Source organism: Mesorhizobium sp. M0676 (assembly GCF_040320535.1).
Taxonomy (GTDB): Bacteria; Pseudomonadota; Alphaproteobacteria; order Rhizobiales; family Rhizobiaceae; genus Mesorhizobium.
On the sequence record NZ_JAMYPU010000021.1, the window covers coordinates 26,512 to 49,173 of the forward strand.

Consider the following 22,662-nt stretch of genomic DNA (forward strand, 5'->3'; position numbering starts at 1 on the left):
AACTTGGGTTGGGAGCTGAAACTTGGCGCGTCTCTGGGTTTGGCGGTTGCGATTTCGGCTGCCTGCATGCAGGCAGCGATCACACTCATGTCGCGCGTCGAGCGTTGTACGGCGACTCCCAGTCAGCGGGCCAGTTCTCATCGCGCTGACCGCCGTTTCGCTTCTCATGCTCGCCATGCGCAACGGCGTCACGCGGCCGCAAGCTAGTCTGGCGACGTGAACGTTGTGACGTCTGTATCGACGCGCCCTGGCGTGAGGATAACCTCTTGGAGCAGCTACCGGTTGCCATCCGGATTGCTGAATGAAGCGGGTGAACCATAGCTTGCCCGGTTCGGAGCCGGGCCATTTATCGAGCCTGGGAATACTTTGGTGATCTCGACCCCGCGCCCGGCGAGCTCGGTGCGTGCTGCCTCGATGTCACGCTAGTTCACGCCGCCGAGATTGACGAGGCCTTCGGGGCAAACGTGGAAAGCGTTGAAGCCATCGGAGGGACCCGAATTCAGAGGCGGAAGCCAGGCGGAATAAAGCTGTCGAACTCGCCAACGGGACCGAGACAGTCGTCGTGATCCGCTGGTGCCCGAGGATTCGAAGCTGCTCTCAACCTTAACATTGGGGCAAAGATGACTGAATCAACCCGAAATCTTCAGCAAGCTTTCGGCTACCTTCAGATCGGCTGTGAAGCAACCGTGGGGAAATTTGTCATAAACAGACTGAATAAGCGTTGCGGCTTTCCGGCGGTTGCCTTGTGTGGCCCACAGATTGGCCAAATCAATGGCAGTGCGCAACTCCCATGCGAGCGCGCCTTGAGTTCTGGAAAAGTTGAGCGAATCGTTAAAGAAGCTCTCCGCCTGGTTCTGCTGTTCCGGCAGGGTGAGGAGAATTGTGCCCTTCAACCTTAGCAGCTCAGGCATGTACAATAGGTCTCCGTTTGCCTGCACCCGCTCGATTGTATCGTCGACCACTTTCAAACTCTGCGATGGCTCAGCCATTGCTAAAAGCCCTTGAATGAGAGTGATCCGAAAGGGTGTGGTTAGGATGCTATAATGGGTTGTTTGAAACTCCTCCAGGCACTTCCTTATGTTTTCGACGCCGCCCTTTGCGTCGCCGCGACGCAGGGCTAATTCGCCTTTGTAGCCGCGGCCAACCGCAAGGTATGGTGTGAGAGAATGCGCCTCTGCTTGCGAGGTGAGCCAGTCAGTATACTCATCAGCTAGGTCTAGATCGCCGTTCCAAAGGAGAACCGAAATGGCCCACGTCAAGGAAACGGATATTCTGACCGGATGGCCCATACGCGCTGTGTCCCTAACAGTCTTAATCGCCATCTCTACGGCTCGGGTCGATTGGCCTTGGATCCAAAGTGTCCGTGCAAGCGTGAGCGATACCCAATCGTCCCAGCTGCGCAGGTCAAAGCCGGGATATTCTGGAGTCCTCGGCAGCGCAATTTCACTGTTTTTTATAGCCATCTCGAGCGCCGTATTGGCTTCCCGAAGGTTGCCATTGAAATGATGGGAGGTCCCGGACAAGGAATAGGCTAAGGCGGTCGCGGCCGGATCTTGTATGTTTGGACATAGGAGGAAAACGCGTTCGGCATACTGCAGATTTGTTCTAAAGTCGCCCACGCGCAAGCGGAATGAGTACAACATGCCAAGAAGTCGTAGCTGGTTCAATTCATCGCCAATTCCCTCGGCTATTGAAAGACTCCTACGCAAAGCTTGCTCGGCAGCATCGTTGTTCCCAGTCGTATACATTAGCGACGTTCCCATAGCCGCCTGGAGATACATTTCGTCTTTGCCCCCCAAACGTCTTGAAGAAGTAAGCGCGAAAAGCGCTCGTGCACACCAGCGATGGCATTCGGCTAAAAGGGACATACCCAGAAAGATTGGCGCGGCAGCAATGGCAAGCTGGCAGCCGATAGCCGGGTCCCCGTCCACACCGAAACACCACTCCAGGGCCATCCTGGCATTGTTTATGTCCGAAACGTGGGATGCGCCTTCGGGCGTTCCCATACGGGTTTGCCACTCAGTCCCCGTTTGCTCCAACAATTTCTGATAATAAGCAGCGTGCCGAGCAGCCAGATCGCGAAGGTCAAAGTCCGAAATTTTGATCTCAAGCGCGTAGGTGCGGGTGACGTCCAAGAGCCGGTAACGTACCGTTGGGCCTACACGCGCGATAGCGACCATTGACTTCGATACGAGGCTATCAATTGCAAGCAAGACTGAAGCTTCATCCACCTTGTCGCTGGTCACGATAGCCCGTGCTGCTTCCAGGCTGAAATGCCCTACGAAAACGGCAAGTCGGCAAAGCACGATCCGCTCCGGTTCGGAAAGAAGTTCAAAACTCCAGTCCAACGTCGCTCGCAGCGTTTTTTGCCGTGGCGGTGCTGTGCGTTTGCCAGGCCATAGCAATGTGAGGTGTTCATCGAGCAACTGTGCAGTCTGCTGCAGGCCGTAGCCGGCCACCCGTCCGGCTGCCAGCTCAATAGCAAGTGACATGCCATCGAGCCTGCGGCAGATGTTGGCTACAATGACAGCATCAGCATCACTGAGGTTGAGCTGCGCACCACCAGCAGCTACCCGATCTACGAACAGTTGAATGGCGGGAAACGTCAACGCCTCCGCAGCTGTCGGTTGGTGTTCCGCTGGTGGAAACGAAAGCGATGACAATCTGTGAACTTGCTCGCCGTCAACCCTGAGAGGTTCACGGCTGGTTGCCAGGATGTGAACTTGCGGGGCAGCAAGGAAGATCCTCGCTGCCAGGTTCGCCGTTGCTTCAATCACATGCTCGCAGTTGTCGAGGACCAAAAGGACCCGTTTGTCCCGAAGATAGGCGGTCACTCCAAGCGTGGGGTCGTTTGTCTGGACTGCAAGTCCCAGCATAGAGGCTAGAAAACTGGGGACCATGTCCGGATCCCTGAGCATTCCGAGGTCAACGAAAAGCACTGCGCCTGAAAATGCCTCCAGCAGATGGTGTGCAACGGCAACGGCCACCGTTGTTTTTCCCACTCCCCCTGGGCCTACGATAGTCACGAAGCGGGAGGCGGTGATTTCGTTTGAAAGTGTGAGCAGGCCATCTTCCCGTCCAACCATCGTCAGTAGCCGTGCCGGCAGAAAGGTAGCGACATCGAAGGGCAGGGCGATCTTTTCGCTGTTGCCAATCGTGTCGGTCGAGACTGAGCTCGCAGCGATGAAACTGTACCCCCGGCCAGCGACGGTGGCGATATAGCGCGCGTCGCCCGTCCCATCACCCAGGGCCTTGCGAACAGCCGCGATGTGAAACCGCAAGCTACCTTCGTCAACGGTGACATCAGGCCAGATCTGCCTCATCAGGTCCCGCTTGCTCACCACCTCGTTTGGGTGCGACACTAAGGCAGCCAGCGTGTCGAACGTGCGGGCACCAAGTTCAACCGGCTTGCCATTTTTCATCAGACGGCGTTCGCCTAAAACCAAGCTGAACGGCCCGAATGATATCACCTGCCGAGGTGGAACCACAGGCGCCATTATCATCGTCAGATCTCCCTACGAGCCGGCCCTGGCCATCGAAATGCAATCGCAGTCCACGCACTAGACGCCTCAACCGCTGAAGATTTTTCACGGCAGAGGAACCTAGTCGCGCATTGCCGTGGGCTCCCCCCTCGGGCCGAACCGCTAGGAGCTCGCATCTTCTCATGAAGATTAACGGCTGTCAGCATTTTCTAACGAGCGCATTGCTCTGAAATTTGCTTGAATGCCTTAGTAGAACGTTTTTGATAAAGTTTGTACAATAGCGGACAAGATAAAATACCATCCGTGCTAACGCATGTAAGAATGAACAAAGAGCTGAGTGGTTAAACGGCATATTCTATATGCCGGTCTATTGCGGAGAGACAGATATACTTGGCAAAAAGTATAGAAATCAGACCTTCGCTGTTTTAGAAACCTATAGCTAATTACCAAGCCGAAAAGCAATCCTCGGCTTCGCAATCGGGCTTGGCGTGGGAATAGAGCGACCATGCTGCCCTTGGTGTCTGATGATTAGGAGTTGTTAATGACCATCTTTGCTAATTTATCGCGAGCTTTGAACCGCCTGTCAGGCGGTCCGCGAGGCCAGACGATATGTGCACGAATAGGCGAGCGCTGGCCCGAATGCTGGTTTTGTCGGCTGATGTCTCGGATGGTCGAACTGAACCACTGCGCCATCGAGGTTGAGCTGTGGCGTGAAAGGAGCGGCGCGCGCCGCAGTTACCACCCTGCTGGGCTATGCCTGCGCGCAAGAGGCCTTCATCTGGGCCAATTCGAAAGAAGCTTTCAGTACCATGCTTCGGAGGCCGAGGTTGGGACTCGAGCAGCAGTTGATGCCGCCAGGAGATTCTAAGCTGGCGCCGTGTTTGAAGGACGATCTACCCAGACGGGATATCGCGCCCCGCCGGCTTCAGGGATAGCAAATTTGCAAGGAGATCACGTCATGCATGTTCACTGCTCGAGACGACAAGAACTCAGAACGAATCCGGCCACTTTTTGCGATATGCCGGTTGTGTTCGTCGTAGACAATGATTGCCGTACGCGTGCATCATTGGAGTCGGTGATTCATTCTGCGGGGTGGCTGCCGCAGTCCTACGGGTCTGCCCGAGACTTTCTAAGCTGTGAGCGCCCCCGCGGGCCCAGCTGCCTTATACTTGACATGCATCTTCCGGATCTGAATGGGCTCGAGTTACAGAAGCTTGTCTCCAAAGATCGGGCGGAAACCACGATAGTGTTTATGGCGGAGCACAGCGACGTGTCGACGACAGTCAGGGCCATTAAAGCTGGCGCGGTTGAATTCCTCATTAAGCCGTTTTCAGAAGACGTCCTATTGCCTGCGATTGAACAGGCGCTCGAGCGTAGCGGGATCATCTCCACGCTCAACTTAGAGCTACGTGAATTGGAAGAGCGCCACAAAAGCCTTAGTTGTCGAGAGCGAGATGTCCTGGAGTTGGTGGTATCTGGTCTGTTGAACAAACAAATCGGCTTCGAGCTTGGGATCAGTGAAATCACAGTGAAGGCCCATCGAGGAAAAGTAATGCGGAAAATGATGGCTAGGTCTCTTCCTGAACTGGTAAATATGTGGGCCAAATTGCGGCCGCCCAGTCGCCGACAATTTTACATGGATCGGGCTGCGTGAGGACACGTCTTGAAGCGAAGATGTTGTTGAATCGAGTCTCACTGTTGAAATTGCGTTCTGATTAAGCCAGTTAGAGAGCCGCAACCAAGATGGTGCAGGCACCATGCCAATTCAGTCCACCAGAAGTGGCTTCTTGTGACGGGCAGTCTACGGTGCCGACTTGATATCACTGATCATTGCCATGCCGTAGTCGTGTCCCTCAGTCCCGTTATCGGTCGGCTGTGCAGGCGCTTCGTACAGCCCGCGATTTCGTGCCAATTCTGTCCCCTTATACTTATGAGCACCGACGATGTCACTCGCTTTTCTCACCGCACACGCATCGCCGATACTAACGTGCAATAGATTTTCGCTCGTTGGAAGTGGATCTTTAACTAGTACCAACACTGGGCCAAGTAGACAGAGGAGCCTGTTATGTCATCAAAACCGATCGTCGCCACACGACGCGAAGTGCTTGTAGCAACTGCCGCTATGGGAGCGCTCAGCCTGTTGCCGGGAGCGCTTCGTGCGGCGGGTGCCAACGATTCCATCCGTCCATTCAGTGTCGACATCCCGCAAAGGGAGATCACTCAGCTTCGTCAACGGATAGCGGCGACGCGGTGGCCCGATCGTGAGACGGTTCCTGATTCTTCGCAGGGTGTTCAGCTCGTCACTATTCAGAAGCTCGCGCGCTATTGGGGGACAGATTACGACTGGCGCAAAGGTGAGGCCAAGCTCAACGGCTACCCGCAATTCATCACCGAGATTGACGGGTTGGACATCCACTTCATTCACGTCCGTTCGAAGCATAGAAACGCCTTGCCGCTGATCGTCACCCACGGGTGGCCGGGGTCGATCATCGAGCAACTGAAGATCATTGATCCGCTGACAAATCCAACGGCATATGGCGCGAGCGCATCCGACGCTTTTGATGTGGTGATCCCCTCCATGCCGGGATACGGTTTTTCAGGCAAGCCGACCACGACCGGCTGGGGTCCTGAGCGTATGGGCCGGGCCTGGGCGGAATTGATGAAGCGCCTCGGATACTCCCGCTATGTCGCCCAAGGCGGCGACTGGGGCGCTTTTGTTGTCGACCAAATGGGTTTGCAGGCGCCTACCGGATTGCTTGGGATCCACACCAACATGCCTGCCACTGTTCCAGAGGAGATTGACAAGGCGGCTCAGGCCGGAGGCCCGCCGCCGTCTATTCTAGCGACTGACGAAGGCCGCGCGTACGATCAGCTTGTCGCGACTTTCAAGCAGGTTGCCTATGCGCGGATGATGGCGTCGCGCCCGCAAACTCTGTATAGCATCGCGGATTCGCCGGTGGGCCTCGCGGCATGGCTCCTTGACCACAATGATGCTGGTGGCCAGCCGGCTGCAGCAATCGCTTCCGCTCTGGACCGCACAACGAGCGTCAATGGCGAACTGACGCGGGATGAAATCCTCGACAACATCTCGCTTTATTGGTTCACGAACACGGGCGTCTCTGCGTCGCGCCTCTATTGGGAATACAGGGGCGGCTTTTTCAACGCTAAGGGCGTTTCCATTCCCGTGGCCGTAACGGTTTTCCCTGGAGAGCAATACCAAGCCCCAAGGAGTTGGACTGAACGAGCTTATCCCAAGCTGATCTACTACAACAAGGTCGATAGGGGAGGCCACTTTGCGGCCTGGGAGCAGCCGCTTCTATTTTCTGGCGAGCTTAGGGCAGGGTTTCGGCCGCTACGACAAGAGATTTGAAGCGAGCGGGCTGTTTTGCCGGCCCGCTCTCCGACCGCCACAAACGGCCTGCGACCGACGACAGTGAGGATGTACATGTCAGAGAATTCATCAACGCCAAAACGGCGCGACGTGATTGCCGAGACGGCTGCCATTGGCGTCATCGGGCTGCTCGGCGGAGCATTGCGGGCGTCGGGCGCTGGCAATCTGATCCGTCCATTCACCGTTAATCGCCAACGCAATTCTGTCCTCGTCCCTGGATCGAGGAGTTGACGCAGTGATCACGACAAATGCCCTGACGCCAAGCAAGGTTCTGTTTCTTGCAACCGGGCTCGCGGGATCGCTGCTCATAGGGCTGTCAGCTCAGTTTCCATCGGCCAACGTGGCCGACATACAGGGAGGCCTCTTTTCCACGCCTGACGAGGCATCTTGGATCCTCACGGTCTACACGATGGCCACTTTCGCAGGCATTGTTTTCTCCGGCCCACTCATCAGGTTTCTCAGTATCGGCCGCTTTCTAACGATGAGCGCCTGTATCTTCATGATAGCCGCCTTAGGTTGTGCCGCAGCCCCAGACATCCGAGTGATGATCGCGCTTCGCACACTCCAGGGCTTCGCGGCGGGCGGGTTCGGTCCCGCCGCTTTCGTTGCCGTGTTCATTGTCACTGGGGGACCACGGCTTCCTTTCGGCCTGACGATGCTCGCATTCGTGCTTTTGTTTCCTGGCTCGATGGGTCCGGTCATCGCGGGCTTCGCCGAAGACAGCCTGGGCTGGCAAATGCTGTTTCTGATTCAAGCCGGTTTCGGCGCGACTCTAGCCCTCGCGGCCTGGGCGTGGGTACCGCGTCAGACTGACCTTGATTGGTCGGCCCTCAGGACCGACTGGGTCGCTGTAGTGTTGCTGTCAGTGGCGCTCACCACGACAATGCTTGTCCTTAGTCAAGGCACGCGGCGTTTCTGGTTTGAAGACGATTTCATAGCCTGGAGCACGGCGCTTTCCCTTGGCGCTTGGGCGGGGTTTCTGTTCCTTGTGCGATTTTCGCCCGCACCGATCATTTCCCCTCGGCTTATTGCGTCGCGCAAATTGGGTATCCCGATTGCGCTAAATCTGGTGTTTCGTGCTGGCCTGGTAGTTACCGCCTACTTGGTTCCGCAGTTCCTTGCGGTTGTGCAAGGCTATCGACCGGTCGAACTAGCTGTATTGTTTCTGTGGGCTGCGATACCGCAACTTATTGCGCTACCGCTGGTCTGGTGGCTCATGCAGCGTCTCGACATGCGAGTAGTCATGGGGCTTGGTTTGGGGCTCTGCGTCATCGGTACGTCTTTGGTCGTTCCTGGTACGGCTCTGGTTGCGACCGAGCAGCTGCGTGCGACACTTATCATCTTCGCGACAGGCCAGATCATGTTCCTAGCCCCAGCCTTGGTCGTCGGCGCGACTTCGTTGAAGCCTGCTGACCTTCCAACAGCCTCGCTTGCTTTCAACATAGCGACGCTCGGAGGCACCACCCTTGGCGTCGCTCTGGTCTCCCATTTTGTAACTGAGCGCGAAAAGTTTCACTCCAACATAATCACAGAGTACGTATCGCTCTACAACCGGCTTGATGTTGATCGCCTTGCCACTATCACTGCAGTCTTTTCAAATCGGCTGGTCGATGACAGCAGCGCCGCCGCAAGAGCGGCCGCACTCTTGGCCTCGATCGTACGGCGCGAGGCATGGGTCCTGGCGTTCAATGACGGCTTCCTTGTGGTAGTCGTCGTGTTGCTGATTGGCGCAATGGGAATCACCGCTATTGGCCGGTCGCCACCTTTGCGGTCCGTGCGAGCCGCCATAGGAGAAGTCCCATGAAGCTGTTGAGTGCTGGGCTAACCAGCCTTGTCGTAACTGGAGCGGTTTTCGCCCTGGCATCCACGTCGATAGCCCCCGGACGATGGATTATGGCACTGAGTTCAACCTCGACCGACAACGCTTATGTGCGTGGTGATATCACGCCCGTTAGTCCCAAGATCAGCGGGTACATTGCGGCAGTCGCCGTACGCGACAATCAAGCGGTGAAAGCTGGGGAGGTCCTGTTCCGGATCGATGACGCCGATTATCGCGCCAAGGTCGATCAAGCTACCGCAGGGCTTGCTACGCGTCGCGCTCTATTGGCAAACCTCACCAGCAGGATCGACTTGCAGGCAGCCGTTATTGCACAGGCGATCGCCTCTTTGCAGGGGGCGGAAGCCGAGGCGAATAGGGCTGCGCGCAATTTCGCCAGAACTCGAGAATTGAACAAAGGTGGTTGGACTTCGCTGTCTATAAGGGACCAGGCCGAGGCGGATGATCTCCGAGCCCGCTCCAAGATTGCCGAAGCCCAAGCAAACCTGGCCGCAGCTCGGCAGCAGATGAGCGTGGTCCAAACCCAACGCCCTCAGCTCGAAGCCGACATCGCCGCGGCGACTGCAGATCTGACACTGGCAGAAATTGAACTGGGAAGTACCCTCGTGAGGTCACCGGCCGACGGCTGGGTCGGTGAACGCCAGGCTAGGGTCGGCCAGTATGTCCGAGCGGGTACTCTGCTCATCCCGGTCGTGCCTCGAACCGTCTGGGTCGTAGCCAATTTTAAGGAGACGCAGATTGCCGCATTGAGGATAGGGGATATTGTAGAAATCCTAGTTGATGGCGTTCCCAACAGGAGTTTCACCGGCCGCGTTGAAAGCCTCTCGCCGGCGAGTGGAGCACAGTTCGCGCTTTTGCCGCCTGATAACGCGACCGGTAATTTCACCCACATAGTCCAACGTATCCCGGTCAAGATCAGCTTCGACGCGGGGCAGCCAGACATGGATCTTCTGAGACCGGGTATGTCAGCTATGGTTACTCTTAGATCTGCCAACCTCTCCAACCACATATGGCCAGCAAAGCATGGCAGAGGCCAAGGGCTCAACGCCGGCGCGAAGCTCGCGCCTTCGGAAACGCCAGCCCAACCGATCCAAGCGGGGATTGTGATGCCTCAAAGCCATGCCTGAACGGTTTCAGGGGAGAAGTTACCAAGGGACAACGACAAAGCCTTGCATCTCAAGCTAAATTTAGAGAGGTACTCTGTTCCGTAGCTCGTAATTCCGGTTAACAGCCTATGCTTCTGTACATCACGCTTGGTACAAGGGACCTTAAGCGCGCTCGTGCGTTTTATGACGCAGCGCTCGGCGCCCTCAGCTATGTGTGCCGTAGCGCCGAGGAATTCGAGATTGGGTATGCGGCAGTAGGCGATAGCCGCAGCCGCCTTTGGATTACTGCCCCGTTTAACAAGAGGGCCGCCTCGGTAGGCAACGGCTCCATGGTGGCTTTCGATGCGCCGGACCGGGCTGCCGTGGATGCTTTTTATGCTGCCGCGCTAGGCTCAGGTGGAACCGACGAAGGCAAGCCCGGACTTCGGCCTCACCACGCGGATTTTTATGCGTGCTACGTGCGTGACCCAGACGGAAACAAGCTTTCCGCCGTCTGCGAACGAGCGGAATAAACAGGCAATCACCCCAACTGGAGAGATATATGCTCGATCCCTGTTCTCACGTCGCGAATATGCGTAGATCGGCGTTCGATCAGCTTGGAAATGGGGTGCGAGCCGCTCGCCCAGAAGCTCAATTGGCGGCGTTTGCATTCAGCCCGTGCGCAGAGAGCTCATTGGTTGATGGCGAGCACTAGGCTCGCCATCATCTGTTTACCCAGAGTGCTGCTGGACCAGCTATTTGTCCCCCGAGAGCGTTCACGTTAGCGCAGAAAGTGCAAGGCTCTTTTCGTCGATCGCTCGAGCGTTCGCCACATGAGCATCCGGCCGGATGATGCCGTCTCTCCAACTGCGATCAACGGCGCCGCTTCGGCTATTGGCGCACTCACGTCACGCTTGAATGCGCTTTGCCATCATTCAAAGAATGCTGGACCTCCAGAAGCTTGAGCAATTCCTTGGCGGCCGAGCTAGATGACGCGGGGTTCTGGCCGGTGATCAAACGACCGTCCACAACTGTGAAATCTGCCCAATCATCAGCTTTTTCATAAATGCCGCCCAGACGCTTCAACTCGTCTTCCACCAGGAAGGGTACGACATCAGTTAGGTGGACGGCTTCCTCCTCGCTGTTGGTGAAGCCGGTGACACGCAGGCCCTTGATGATGGGCTCGTTTCGATAAGTCACCTTTTGCAGGACAGCCGGTGCATGACATACCGCGACAACAGGCCTGCCCGAGTTATAGAATTCCTCAATCAGGCGAATAGAATCCGCGTCATTTACAAGGTCCCACATGGGACCATGGCCGCCCGGATAAAAGACCGCATCAAAACCGTCCGCCGTCAAATGACGGAGCTTTTCGGTGTTCGCCAATTTGCGCTGAGTTTCAGGGTCATTTTTGAAGCGCGCCATTGCTTCTGACTGGTTGCCCGGATCGTCGCTTTTCGGGTCGATCGGCGGCTGTCCTCCCCTAGGCGATGCCAAAGTGATCTCGGCTCCGGCGTCGCGGAACACGTAGTAGGGCGCCGCGAACTCTTCGAGCCAGAAACCTGTTGCCTCGCCCGTCGCCCCGAGCTGATCGTGAGACGTTATTACCATTAATATTTTCATAGTCGCTCTCCTGTGCCGCGGCACGGATGGCTGGAAATGGTTACCGTTGATATTTCACAGTATAACTACCGAGATTTCTTTCGAGGTCGCCGGGCTGCTGCAAGCCCCGTTCAATGAGTGCTTTAATTCGGCTTTGTGCAGCAGGCCTTTGTACGGAGGTAATAAAGGCATCCCATCCCTGTTGCATTTCGGCGTCTGGCGGCGAGCTGGCGAGATTGGCCAGGGTCTTGGTCTCAGCAATGGCTTCCTGATCGAATGAATCGATACGCCTCGCCAAAGCATCGACAAAACTGTCGAGTTCGGAATCGGGGAGGGCCCGATTTACGTAGCCGTAAAGCTCAGCCAGTTCTCCGTTGAAGTCATCCGCGCCAAGCAGAATTTCCAGTGCGCGGCCACGGCCGACCAGGCGGGGCAAACGCGCCATCGGCCCCCCACCTGGGACGAATCCAGCTCCGACTTCAAATTGTGACAACACTGCCTTCTCGCGGCTTGCAAAACGCATGTCTGCTGCAAGTGCAAGTTCGCTGCCGATCCCACTCGCCCGGCCGCGAATTGATACGATCGTCACCGCCTTCAACCGGCTAAGACGGACCATCAGGTCAGGCACTGGGTGCATGCCTGTAGGTCCCGGCTTCATGCCCGTAGAATCTTCGAGCGGCTTCAACAGGTCATAGTGCGCCACGAAATAGCCCGGAACCGCACTGTCGATCAATACAACTCTAACGCTCGGGTCCGCTTCAATTTGGTCAATGATACTAGCTAATTCGAGAACCTCGGCAGGGCCGATTATGTTCAGTGGCGGATTGTTGAGGGTTATCTCCCAGTACGTTGAGCTGCGGTGGGTCAACAGAATACTTGGTTGCGCTTTTGTTTCGGCTGTTGGAACCGGCGCCTGGGCGCCACCCGATCGCTTCAAGTTTTGTGCCAGGGTCTGGCCAGAAAAGCAGATCAGCGAGCACGCCGCGAACAGTGTTGCTAGTTGCGTGATATTGAACGGTTTCATGACCGCATTTCCACCGGCCGAGGGAGACATTTTTCGCTTGTGGACGTGAGATCACCAACAAGTATCCCAGTACCAGAGTTGATTTGGTTCGGGTGCATGGTTTAGCCTCCAATGGCTCCGCGCGTGCGGCGATAGTCGAGCGTAGGCAAGCCTCCCCAGCCCCAATTTTCAGTGTCGACCTCTTCGATAACGACGAAGGTCGAGTCCAGAGACTTGTTAAGAACATCGCGCAGGAGGTAAGTCGCTCCCTTGATCAGAGCCGCCTTTTCCTCTGCCGTAACCGACGTTGCTCCTGGTTTGGTCCCCTCGCGGGTCACTTGAATGGTAACGATAGGCATTTTGTTTCCTCGCTGAAATGCATTCACAGAACGATTTCCTAGTGACCGGCACTCTGGCCGCCATCTACATGAAGGATCTCTCCGGTCACGAACGCAGCCGATTCCAGGTAGAGTATTGCCTGGACAACGTCGGCAATTTCACCCATCCGTCCGATCGGGTGAAGGGCGCCAAGCGCTTCGTGCGTCTGGACTGGGTGCATAGTGGTCTTGATGACCCCCGGCGAGACGGCGTTCACTCGGATCCCGCGGCTAGCATACTCGACAGCAAGCGATCTGGTCGCGGCATTCAACCCGCCTTTTGTAAGCGCAACGAGTGCGGCTGGCACAGCCGCAGTCGGATGCGCGATCAAACTTGTCGTAACCTGCACGATGTGGCCGCTGCTTCTCTTTTCCATCTCGCGTGCCGCGAGCTGTGTGATGTGAAAAAATCCAGCGATGTTGACCCCATGCAACGCCGTGAGGTCGTCGCTGGTGTAAAGATGGAATGGTTTGGAAATGAAGACACCGGCATTGTTGATGAGCGTATCTATCCGCCCGAAATGATCAATTCCCGCGGAAATAACACGCTGAGCTGTGTTGGGGTCGGATACATCTCCGGCCACTACCAGAACGTCGTCGTCGCTCGGCCACTCAATTGAACGGGCTGTGGCAACCACACGGTAATCTCGCTCCCGGTACGCCCTTGTGAGTGCGGCGCCAATGCCGCGCGATGCGCCCGTAATTATCGCTACCCTCCGTGCATCAACCATGAGAAAGTTACCTTTCGCTTGTGACAGCCAAACTAGTGTAGGCAATATCCGGCCAATCGGCTTGAAGTCGATTGTACCAAGGTGTTGTCGACACCTTTGAACTACTGGCTTCCAAAGCTTTTTACGGCGATCTATTTTGGTGCGGGCAGCGGTGACTGGCCGCGACCCGCTTTGATAGCACCGCTTGCGGGTGGGCCCGTACTGCGTTTACGGCGCCGGGCCAGTAGTTGAGGCAGTGAGCTATGGCCAGCGCGGGTTCCGACGCGGAACCTCAAACCGGTAAGATGATTTATGATCGTTAATACGTTGAAGAGCAGATGACCTCGATCTCGGGTGAGGGTGTCGTGCGCAGACACGACATCATCGCCAAGCGTCGCGGCTCCCCCTGCATGATCGGCATGTCAAATGGCTACATGTCATTGGGCGAGCTGATGCAGAACGGCTCCCACGAAAGCTTCAAATGCAACCCGGTCCATCAAGGATCACAACGCTAACAGGGCTAAATTATCGACGCGGACAACAGGAGGAGCCACGTCACCATCATCGAACGCGCCAGCCAGCAGTGTTGATGACAATGGTCGTTTCAGAACACCATGACGCCGCAGTTTCGACCGAAACAGAATCGTCGACGCAGTATTGGCTGGGACCATGTCAAACGGGCTTTCCGGCTGATCTGCGGAGTTGCTTCGGCCCCCTATATGTCCCGATGATCGGGTCGTCAAACTCCGAGGTTGCAATCCCCGAGCTCTGCTGCAGGTTTCATGCTCCCGCCGAAACGCTTCACACCTAAGTATCGGGAATACTTTTGTATAATTCAAAATGCTGAAGCAAATTCGTAAAATGTTTTGTGCTGAGAAAATCTGCTTACTAACGGAGAGCGTCATGAAAATCTACCGAGCCTTGATAATCGTCTGTTGCGGAGCTTTCGCGTCAGGGAACGCAACTGCGCACCAAACCGCAAAACAATTTCGCGGCGGTTCGCCATACGTGCCGATTAACAGCGAGCCTCCTCCGAAACTTATTGTTGATCCACCGCTTCCAGAGGGTCTTAAGCTTGGAGTGTTCTGGGCGCAGTATCGGGTGGAGAACTTGCGCATTGTTCCAGTGTTTGGGGCAGCCGCTAAAGATGTATCTCCTCGCGTCGGACATCTTCACGTTATCGTTGATGATCTTCCGTGGTGGTGGGCCGATGCAAGTGATACAAATACCGTTGACATCGCAAATTTTCCACCCGGGCCGCACAAAGTCCGCATACAGCTTGTCGACCCCGATCACACCGTTTTTCCAGGCCAGGAAAAGACAATCAACTTCGTCATTCCTGAGACCGGACCGGCTGGTCACTCTCACCCGGCAACTCTGACCGGCTACCCATCGGTAGGCGGCGAGGGCGAATAGAAAGCGGCTAGCTTAATCAGCTGAGCGCCTTACGAATTTAGGTGACCGCCATTTTCAGATGAAGGAGGAAATAATGTTGACTAACGACGCCTTGAGCGCCAGATCATCCCCGAAGGCGGAGCCCGCCCTGGGGGAAATGCGACTCGAAGTTGTAGTTTTATCGGTGACAGATATCGCGAGGGCCGCAAAGTTCTATAAAACAATCGGGTGGAGAGAAGACGGTGATCTGACGAAAGACGGATACCGGCTTCTGCAGTTTACGCCACCTGGATCCGCGTGTTCGATCATTCTCAGTACCGCAGCCTCGGGGATAAGCCCCGCCAAATTCCTTCACCTGGTTGTTGCTGACGTCCAGACGACCCGAGTGGAATTGCTAGAGAAGGGCGTCGAAGTCAGTGAGATATTTCACGATGAAACCGGCGGCTACAACCCCTTTAGCGTTCATGCGCGCTCACTTGGCCTCCATCCGGGGCGGGCAAGTTATCTCACTTTTGCAACTTTCGACGATTCGGAGGGTAACAGTTGGCTGTTGCAAGAGGTAACCTCAAGGCTACCAGGTAGGTAGTTCGCATGCACCAGCGCATGAGGCAATTGGTACTTAGTTGCGCGCGCGTCTCTGCGGCCGCAGGGAGGGATCATGGGGCGGAAGGACCGGGTGCCTTTAAGGTAGGGCCCGCCCCCGAGCGCGAAGCCGTCGCTCGCCTAAAAATGCCTTCGGGATGAGCGGACGGCGGGCGTGTACGTCTTCAACCCTCCCCCCAGGTCCGACCACGGCATAAGCCTTTCGGTCCTGGGTGCCTTGCTGCGGCCGTCAGCGACAACAATCTCGTCGATAACGAAGCATCGGCTGTTGCGCATGACAGTTCGCTGCGAGCAGGCCGGACGACCGCTAGGTTCGCGAGTGGATGAAGGCGATCGCGCACGCGGAAGCGACCAGATAGGCGTTCTATGCCCGACTTGTTATCCGGACGAGCTGACACTGCCCTTATCGCTTTTGAATCGACCCTGCGACCGCGCCATTGCCCATCTGTGTGAGAGCAATCGGCTTCTCAGTAGTTAGCGATACAATGGTATCGATGACACTATCGTTTAATAGACTTTCGTGGGCCGAAAGTCGATGTGTGAATGGCATCCAATCGGATGGCAATAACATTAAAGAGGAAGGAGAGCGTCATGAACCAGGTTTTTTCCCAAAGCGCGATCGTACACTCCGCAGGAACCGTCGACTTGAAGCTCGAGGTCGTCGTCATCTCTGTTGCAGACGTGGATCGCGCTAAGCGCTTCTATGGTGACTTGGGCTGGCGTCTAGACGGGGACTTCGTCGTCGGTGATTTTAGGGGCGTACAATTCACGCCTCCTGGCTCTCCGGCATCGATCCAATTTGGTACGGGGACCCCGCCTGCATCGTCAAGATCGCCAAATCCACTCTATCTTGTTGTGTCGGACATGGCAGCAGCTCGTGCCGAATTGGTAGCTCGAGGTGTCGCAGTGAGTGAAGTGTTCCATCGTGCCGGTCCCGGAAAACCAGCTGTAGCTGGCCCGGACCCTGAACGGCGGAGTTACTTCACCTACGCCACCTTCAATGACCCGGATGGAAACGAATGGCTCCTTCAGGAAGTCACCACACGATTCCCAGGCCGGGTTGATTCAAACACAACGAGCTTCGCTTCCGTCTCCGATCTGGCGAATGCGTTGCGTCGCGCCTCAGCTGCTCACGGTCATCATGAGAGCCGAAATGGCGGACAGCGAGACGAGAAATGGCCGGATTGGTATGCCGAATACATTGTGGCAGAGCAATCGGGCAAGCCGCTACCGCTTTAATCCACGCTGTACAGCAGCTTCCGACACCTGATTGATGGGGAGCTGCCTTAGACGCCAGTGATACTACGGCGGCTTGAGGGGCTGTTGTGGCAGACCGGTCGAACGCTGCGCTGCGGCGTTCGACAATCTGGACCACGTGGCGATCCTGATCCACAACTAGCGCTGACCGGCTCGACTAGCTGTGTGCGAGCTAGAGTTGGAAGAATCGGAGCGTCGCCTGTTCTCCGGCAAATATCAGCACCGATGATTCCAGGAAATATGGGCCACAACTTGCCGCAGAACCCCCCCATCCGTTTCTCCGGCAGTTATTTTATGTTGATCGCCTTGAAGGCGTGCGTCCCTGGGAAGATCGTTAGCTACCAGTGCCGGGACAGTCGCGTTCGAGCAAGTTGTCCCAACTGACCGCAAGTATCGGCAACACCATCGTGCAATGGACTTGTCGCCGGCCGGGGGTAGCCTTGCAGCTACAATAGTGAAAGGGAGATCACACCATGGCCTTTTCCATCGCAGTCAATGGCAATTTCCATAGCGTGGATGTTGACAGTGACACCCCTCTTTTGTGGGTGCTGCGTGACCTGCTTGGCATGACAGGCACGAAATTCGGATGTGGATTGGGGCTCTGCGGAGCATGCACAGTGCATATCGATGGCGTCGCCACTCGTTCCTGCGTCACACCCGTCGACAGTATCGGCGCTTCGGAGATCGTGACCATCGAGAATATTGGTTCGACGTTAGCGGGGGCGAAAATTCAGAAGGCCTGGCTGGATCGCGAGGTTGTTCAGTGCGGCTACTGCCAGTCGGGACAGATCATGTCCGCGGCGGAACTACTCGCCAAAAATCCCAATCCCACGGATGCCGATATCGACAACGCGATGTCGGGGAACATTTGCCGATGCGGTACTTACACGCGCATTCGCGAGGCCATCAAGCAGGCTGCCGCGAACAAATAGGGGAATGCACTCATGGAAGTCGATAAGCAGGCGTCCTCACGCTTCGGGCATCATGAATTGCCAGCAGGCAACGCGCTCTCTCGGCGATCCTTTCTGCAGGCTGGTGTTGCGAGCAGCGGCGGCTTGCTGCTCAGCCTCATACTACCATTCGCGGGCGACCGAGCCAGAGCGGGCACTGATCTTGATTTTATGCCAAACGCATTCGTCCGCATCGGGAGTGATGGCAAGATTACCCTGACGATGCCTTATGTTGAAATGGGGCAAGGTACATACACGGCCATCCCAATGCTCGTTGCCGAAGAGCTGGAGGTGGAACTCAGTCAGGTCGAATTGGAGCACGCCCCACCCAATGAAAAGCTCTACGCTAACCCGCTGCTCGGGGTCCAGGCGACCGGCAATTCGAACGCGATCAGGGGAGCATGGGAACCGCTTCGTCATGCCGGCGCAACGGCACGGATCATGCTGGTTGCCGCCGCTGCGAAACGCTGGAAAGTCGATCCGGGTACCTGTCGAGCTGAACGAGGTGAAGTAGTTCATGCGATAACGGGACAACGTCTCGCGTATGGCAAAATTGCTGCTGATGCAGCTCGGATTCCGGTCCCCCCAAGCGTTCAGCTTAAACGACCGGAAGATTTCAAGCTCATCGGCACCCCGGCGAAGCGTCTAGACACGCCGGCGAAGGTAAATGGGACGGCGGTCTACGGTATTGACGCACGTCCGCCAGGCGTGAAGATCGCAACGCTTGCGCAGTCCCCGGTGTTTGGCGGTCGCGTCAGGCGTGTAGACGACGCGGCTGCCAAAGCCGTCAACGGTGTGCACCAGATTGTACAACTTCAGGACGCCGTGGCCGTCGTGGCGGATCACATGGGAGCTGCCAAAAAAGGGCTTGAGGCGCTTGTGATCGAATGGGACAATGGTCCGCACGCCAATCTCGATACGGACACCATTCTAGCAGAACTTGAAGGGGCGACGCTAAACCCAGGCGTAGTTGCGCAGAGTATCGGCCAGGTCGAGCGTGCAATGGCGGACGCCGCCATCAAGGTCGAAGCGATCTACCGGGTTCCATTTTTAGCGCACGCGGCAATGGAACCTATGAATTGCACGGTTCAATTACGTGCGGACGGGTGTGAGATCTGGGTCGGGAGTCAGGCATTAGGGCGCGCCCAAGCGGCCGCGGCGGAGGCCGCCGGTCTGCCGATTGACAAGGTTGTGGTGCACAATCATCTGATCGGCGGTGGTTTCGGGCGGAGGCTCGAGGTGGACGGCGTCATTCGTGCGGTCGAGATTGCCAAGCATGTAAAAGGGCCGGTCAAGGTCGTGTGGACGCGTGAAGAGGATCTTCAGCATGACATGTACCGGCCCATGTTTTTCGACCGGGTCTCGGCAGGTCTCGATAAGAACGGTATGCCTCTCGCTTGGAACAATCGTTTTGCCGGATCCTCCATAGTAGCAAGATGGCTACCTCCAGGGTTCAACAACGGTCTGGACTCCGACACCACGGAGGGAGCCATCAACCTTGTCTACGACCTTCCGAATCTGAACGTTGAATACGTGAGGGTGGAGCCGCCGGGCATTCCGACGGCATTCTGGCGCAGCGTTGGCCCATCCCACAATGTCTTCGTGACCGAAAGTTTCATGGACGAACTGGCGGTAGCCGCTAAGCAGGATCCGGTTGACTACCGGCTAGCGCTGCTGGGGAAGTCGCCTCGCGCAAAGGCGGTGCTCCAGCTCGCCGCTGACAAAGCCGGCTGGGGGCAAAAGCTTCCCCTAGGGATTGGCCGCGGCGTTTCCGTCCAGAATGCGTTCGGGAGCTACATGGCGCAGGTTGCCGAAGTCGAAGTCGCGGAAGATGGCACCGTTCACGTTCGGCGGGTCGTCTGCGCAGTAGATTGCGGAATTGTAGTCAATCCGGACACTGTCCAGGCGCAGATTCAGAGTGCAGTCATATTCGGAACCACCTCCGCGCTTTATGGTGAAATCACGCTGAAGGACGGCCGAGTCGAGCAGACGAACTTTGACACATACGAGATCCTGCGGATGAACGAGACGCCAGCGGTCGAGGTCTACATTGTCCAGAGTTCTGAAGCTCCGGGCGGGATGGGTGAAGCCGGGACTTCCTGCATCGTTCCTGCTGTGAGCAATGCGATCTTCGCGGCTACAGGCAAGCGCTTGAGACACATGCCCGTGGACGAGAGTATCTTGCGGCGGGCTAGTTAGCGGGAGACCCTAAAGAGAAACAATGTTCCCTTTGCCGAGCAAGAGCGCAATGCTGCCTCAGTAAACGACGAGCCGTCCTAGCCCTAGGTGCAAGCCAAGCCTCGTCACCCAGCCTTTTGTGAGTTGACGCAACTTAATCCGGGCCAACATGCCGTTGCAGTCTTTCTAGCCTAGTCAGTGCGCTGATATCCTAGATCGGGCCGAGGGCTCAACGCCTTCATAGCTGCAGCGCAATGTCTTGGGCAGAGTTCGAAGCGCGCCCTCGGCCCAAACGCGGCGTCGAACGATGTAGGCCTTTCGCACTTCGAAGCGTTTGATGTGTGCTGATGTTTTGGCGCAGCCGAGCTGCCAATCTGCAGACGAGCCTTCGCATTTCTCATTCTTGTCACTGGCAGCGGATAAGCGCGCTGCCGTTCATTTCGATGGTGCAGCAGTGGGTTTTGGATCCACATGGGCACTGCAAAATGATCCGGCAAGAGCAGCACACTTTGCCAAATCGTGCAGTTGCTCGAAGCAATCCCATCTGCGCGGTGGTGCCGTTACCCGTGGGACGTGCCTTGGATGAATTTGCCTAATCGCGACAACTCTATGGTATAATAGAAGGGGCTAGGATTTTATATTATATGTGATCCGGAAAATTGTCAGGGCGTTCACAAGATTGGGCATTGTCGCCACCGTGGTTGCCCGTCTGATCGAGTATGTATTATGAGCCGCAATTTCGACGCGATCATTATCGGCGCCGGACAGGCTGGTCCGTCTGTCGTGGGGCGGTTCACGGCCGCCGGTATGAAGGTCGCCCTTATCGAACGCAAGTTTCTTGGCGGTACCTGCGTGAACACCGGCTGTATGCCAACCAAGGCCATGGCTGCCAGCGCATATGCGGCCAATCTCGCTCGACGTGCCGGCGACTTCGGCGTCTCAATCAGCGGCAAGATTGCAGTTGACATGAAGAGGGTCCACCAGCGCGCTGCGAAAGTGACACTGGATGCGCGATCGGGTCTTGAGAGATGGCTGATCGGGATTGAGAACTGCAGCCTGATCCAGGGCCACGGCCGGTTCGTCGATCCGCATAGTGTCGATGTCGATGGCGAATTGCTCTCGGCGCCGATCATTGTCATCAATGTCGGGGGCCGAGCAGCAAAACCGCGCATTCCTGGCATTGATAATGTCAAGATCCTGGACAACACCGAAATGGTGGAGCTCGAACGCGCGCCTCGCCACCTTGTCATTATAGGCGGCAGCTATGTGGGCCTTGAATTCGCGCAGATGTTCCGTCGTTTTGGTACCGAGGTGACCGTGTTGGAGAAGGGATCCAGGCTGGTTTCGCGCGAGGACGAAGATGTTTCCGCCTCGATCAGCAACATTCTCGAGCGTGAAGGTATCACGATCAGGCTCAACGCGGAGTGTATTCGTCTTGAGCCACACGGTGCCGATATTCGCGTCGGCATTGAGTGCGAGCCTGGACCTCGCGAGGTCGTAGGTAGCGACGTGTTACTCGCTGTTGGACGCCGTCCAAACACTGATGATCTAGGGTTGAACCAAGCAGCAATCGCGACGGACGCGCGTGGTTTCATCATCGTCGACGACTCTCTTTCCACCAACGTCAAGGGCGTGTTCGCGCTCGGCGAATGCAACGGTCGCGGTGCATTTACGCACACGGCCTACAATGATTTCGAGATCCTCGCTGCCAATCTGCTTGACGGAGAAAGCCGCAGGTTAAGTGACCGCGTGCCGGGGTATGCGCTCTTTATCGACCCTCCACTTGGACGCGCGGGAATGACTGAGACGGAAGCCCGCAGTCGCGGTCTGCCCGTTAAGGTTGGCACTCGATCTATGACCCGTGTGGGCCGCGCAATTGAGAAAGGGGAGACGCTCGGATTTATGAAGGTTGTTGCAAATGCAGAGACTGGCAAGATCCTGGGCGGCGCGATTCTTGGGCCCGGCGGCGACGAGGCCATCCATGGTATCCTCAATGCGATCAGCGTTGGCACACCATATCGCGACCTTCAATGGGCCGTGCCTATCCATCCAACCGTCTCGGAGCTCATACCAACTGTGATTAGAGATATGCAGGAGAGGCGCTAGGCGGACGTAATTGGCCCATGGAACGGGGAAGTTTTCCTTCTCAACCGATCGGGCAACTCTCCAAGTGATTTAGTAGGCCGATCAGAGCGCTAGTTTGCGCTCTACCGCTCTTCGGCGCGCAAGTGTCCTAGGCGCCCTCAACAGAATCTGGCCCTTTTCAGCCAAGGCTCCGCATCTGAAGCGAGCTAAGCTCACGTTGATTGACGAAGCCGGCCTCTCCCCAAAGATGCCGCCCGCATGAGTCAACCGCGGCGACCACTGTCGGACGGACATGCCGCATGGCATCGGGGGACCATGACGTTGAGCCGAAGCGCCGGGGCTGACGTGTAAGAGTCTGCCGTTCATCTGCAAGTCTGCTCCAGTTGCTGCCGGTCGATGAAATCCCGCGAGATGGGCCGGAATATCGAACCGAATGACAACACCTGTTGGCAAAACGCTGCCCAAGGGCCGGCTCCTAGTTTTCCAGAAGCTGTCCAATGTCCACGCAGTGGGTTGAGGTTCCCGACGTCAGGAAAATCCAGGAGCTGTCGTGGCAGTATTTTTGGGGTGGAAGGCGCACGCTGTCTCCATCGGAAAAATCCCAGAACCATGCGTAAGCTAACCGGCAAAGGCGAGGCTGGTCATCTTTGGAGGCCGAACCTGCCCGAGTCTCGAAAGGGCTTTCCCCCGCTCAAGTGGCGATATTC

At 56.5% G+C, this 22,662-nt stretch carries 17 protein-coding genes; 12 read left to right on the plus strand and 5 right to left on the minus strand.

What is annotated here, in order from left to right; genetic code table 11:
• Window positions 1–629 precede the first annotated feature (629 nt).
• A complete protein-coding gene (locus tag NKI35_RS21895) occupies window positions 630–3,422 on the minus strand; it encodes an ATP-binding protein (protein ID WP_352741466.1) in 2,793 nt (930 codons plus the stop codon).
• 1,078 nt (window positions 3,423–4,500) lie between these two features.
• Here NKI35_RS21895 and NKI35_RS21900 point away from each other — a divergent pair.
• From NKI35_RS21900 to NKI35_RS21920, 5 genes are all read left to right on the plus strand, one after another.
• On the plus strand, window positions 4,501–5,136 hold the full coding sequence (locus NKI35_RS21900; RefSeq protein WP_352741508.1) for a response regulator transcription factor: 636 nt from the start codon (window positions 4,501–4,503) through the stop codon (window positions 5,134–5,136).
• Window positions 5,137–5,547: 411 nt separating this feature from the next.
• Window positions 5,548–6,852 (plus strand): epoxide hydrolase family protein, encoded by a 1,305-nt coding sequence (locus tag NKI35_RS21905; protein WP_352741467.1) that lies wholly within the window; start codon window positions 5,548–5,550, stop codon window positions 6,850–6,852.
• 256 nt (window positions 6,853–7,108) lie between these two features.
• Window positions 7,109–8,677: an MFS transporter gene (locus NKI35_RS21910; RefSeq protein ID WP_352741468.1), complete on the plus strand. Its 1,569-nt coding sequence runs from the start codon at window positions 7,109–7,111 to the stop codon at window positions 8,675–8,677.
• Window positions 8,674–9,837 (plus strand): HlyD family secretion protein, encoded by a 1,164-nt coding sequence (locus tag NKI35_RS21915; protein ID WP_352741469.1) that lies wholly within the window; start codon window positions 8,674–8,676, stop codon window positions 9,835–9,837. Before NKI35_RS21910 ends, NKI35_RS21915 begins: the two co-directional genes overlap by 4 nt.
• 107 nt (window positions 9,838–9,944) lie before the next feature.
• Window positions 9,945–10,328, plus strand: coding sequence for a VOC family protein (locus NKI35_RS21920; protein WP_352741470.1), 384 nt, complete (start codon window positions 9,945–9,947; stop codon window positions 10,326–10,328).
• 370 nt (window positions 10,329–10,698) lie between these two features.
• Here NKI35_RS21920 and NKI35_RS21925 read toward each other — a convergent pair whose 3' ends face one another.
• From NKI35_RS21925 to NKI35_RS21940, 4 genes are all read right to left on the minus strand, one after another.
• Window positions 10,699–11,418: a type 1 glutamine amidotransferase domain-containing protein gene (locus NKI35_RS21925; RefSeq protein WP_352741471.1), complete on the minus strand. Its 720-nt coding sequence runs from the start codon at window positions 11,416–11,418 to the stop codon at window positions 10,699–10,701.
• Window positions 11,419–11,458: 40 nt separating this feature from the next.
• Window positions 11,459–12,421, minus strand: a complete 963-nt coding sequence (locus NKI35_RS21930; RefSeq protein ID WP_352741472.1) for an enoyl-CoA hydratase/isomerase family protein — start codon at window positions 12,419–12,421, stop codon at window positions 11,459–11,461.
• 101 nt (window positions 12,422–12,522) lie between these two features.
• Window positions 12,523–12,759, minus strand: coding sequence for a tautomerase family protein (locus NKI35_RS21935; RefSeq protein ID WP_352741473.1), 237 nt, complete (start codon window positions 12,757–12,759; stop codon window positions 12,523–12,525).
• 38 nt (window positions 12,760–12,797) lie between these two features.
• On the minus strand, window positions 12,798–13,508 hold the full coding sequence (locus tag NKI35_RS21940) for an SDR family NAD(P)-dependent oxidoreductase (protein WP_352741474.1): 711 nt from the start codon (window positions 13,506–13,508) through the stop codon (window positions 12,798–12,800).
• A gap of 317 nt (window positions 13,509–13,825) precedes the next feature.
• Here NKI35_RS21940 and NKI35_RS21945 point away from each other — a divergent pair, with 317 nt between their 5' ends.
• The 7 genes from NKI35_RS21945 (at window position 13,826) to NKI35_RS21975 (ending at window position 21,976) form a co-directional block, all read left to right on the plus strand.
• Window positions 13,826–14,002 carry a hypothetical protein gene (locus tag NKI35_RS21945; protein ID WP_352741475.1) on the plus strand — a complete coding sequence of 59 codons (177 nt, stop codon included), beginning with the start codon at window positions 13,826–13,828 and terminating at the stop codon, window positions 14,000–14,002.
• Window positions 14,003–14,390: 388 nt separating this feature from the next.
• Window positions 14,391–14,903: a DUF6130 family protein gene (locus tag NKI35_RS21950; RefSeq protein ID WP_352741476.1), complete on the plus strand. Its 513-nt coding sequence runs from the start codon at window positions 14,391–14,393 to the stop codon at window positions 14,901–14,903.
• A gap of 73 nt (window positions 14,904–14,976) precedes the next feature.
• Window positions 14,977–15,468, plus strand: a complete 492-nt coding sequence (locus tag NKI35_RS21955; protein ID WP_352741477.1) for a VOC family protein — start codon at window positions 14,977–14,979, stop codon at window positions 15,466–15,468.
• A gap of 608 nt (window positions 15,469–16,076) precedes the next feature.
• Complete coding sequence (locus NKI35_RS21960; RefSeq protein WP_352741478.1) at window positions 16,077–16,724, plus strand: VOC family protein; 648 nt, start codon at window positions 16,077–16,079, stop codon at window positions 16,722–16,724.
• Between the two features lie 491 nt (window positions 16,725–17,215).
• Window positions 17,216–17,674: a (2Fe-2S)-binding protein gene (locus NKI35_RS21965; protein WP_352741479.1), complete on the plus strand. Its 459-nt coding sequence runs from the start codon at window positions 17,216–17,218 to the stop codon at window positions 17,672–17,674.
• Window positions 17,675–17,686: 12 nt separating this feature from the next.
• The gene (locus NKI35_RS21970) at window positions 17,687–19,891 is read left to right on the plus strand and encodes a xanthine dehydrogenase family protein molybdopterin-binding subunit (RefSeq protein WP_352741480.1); all 2,205 of its coding nucleotides are present in this window, start codon (window positions 17,687–17,689) and stop codon (window positions 19,889–19,891) included.
• A 705-nt stretch (window positions 19,892–20,596) separates the two neighbouring features.
• Window positions 20,597–21,976 (plus strand): FAD-containing oxidoreductase, encoded by a 1,380-nt coding sequence (locus tag NKI35_RS21975; RefSeq protein WP_352741481.1) that lies wholly within the window; start codon window positions 20,597–20,599, stop codon window positions 21,974–21,976.
• Window positions 21,977–22,662 lie beyond the last annotated feature (686 nt).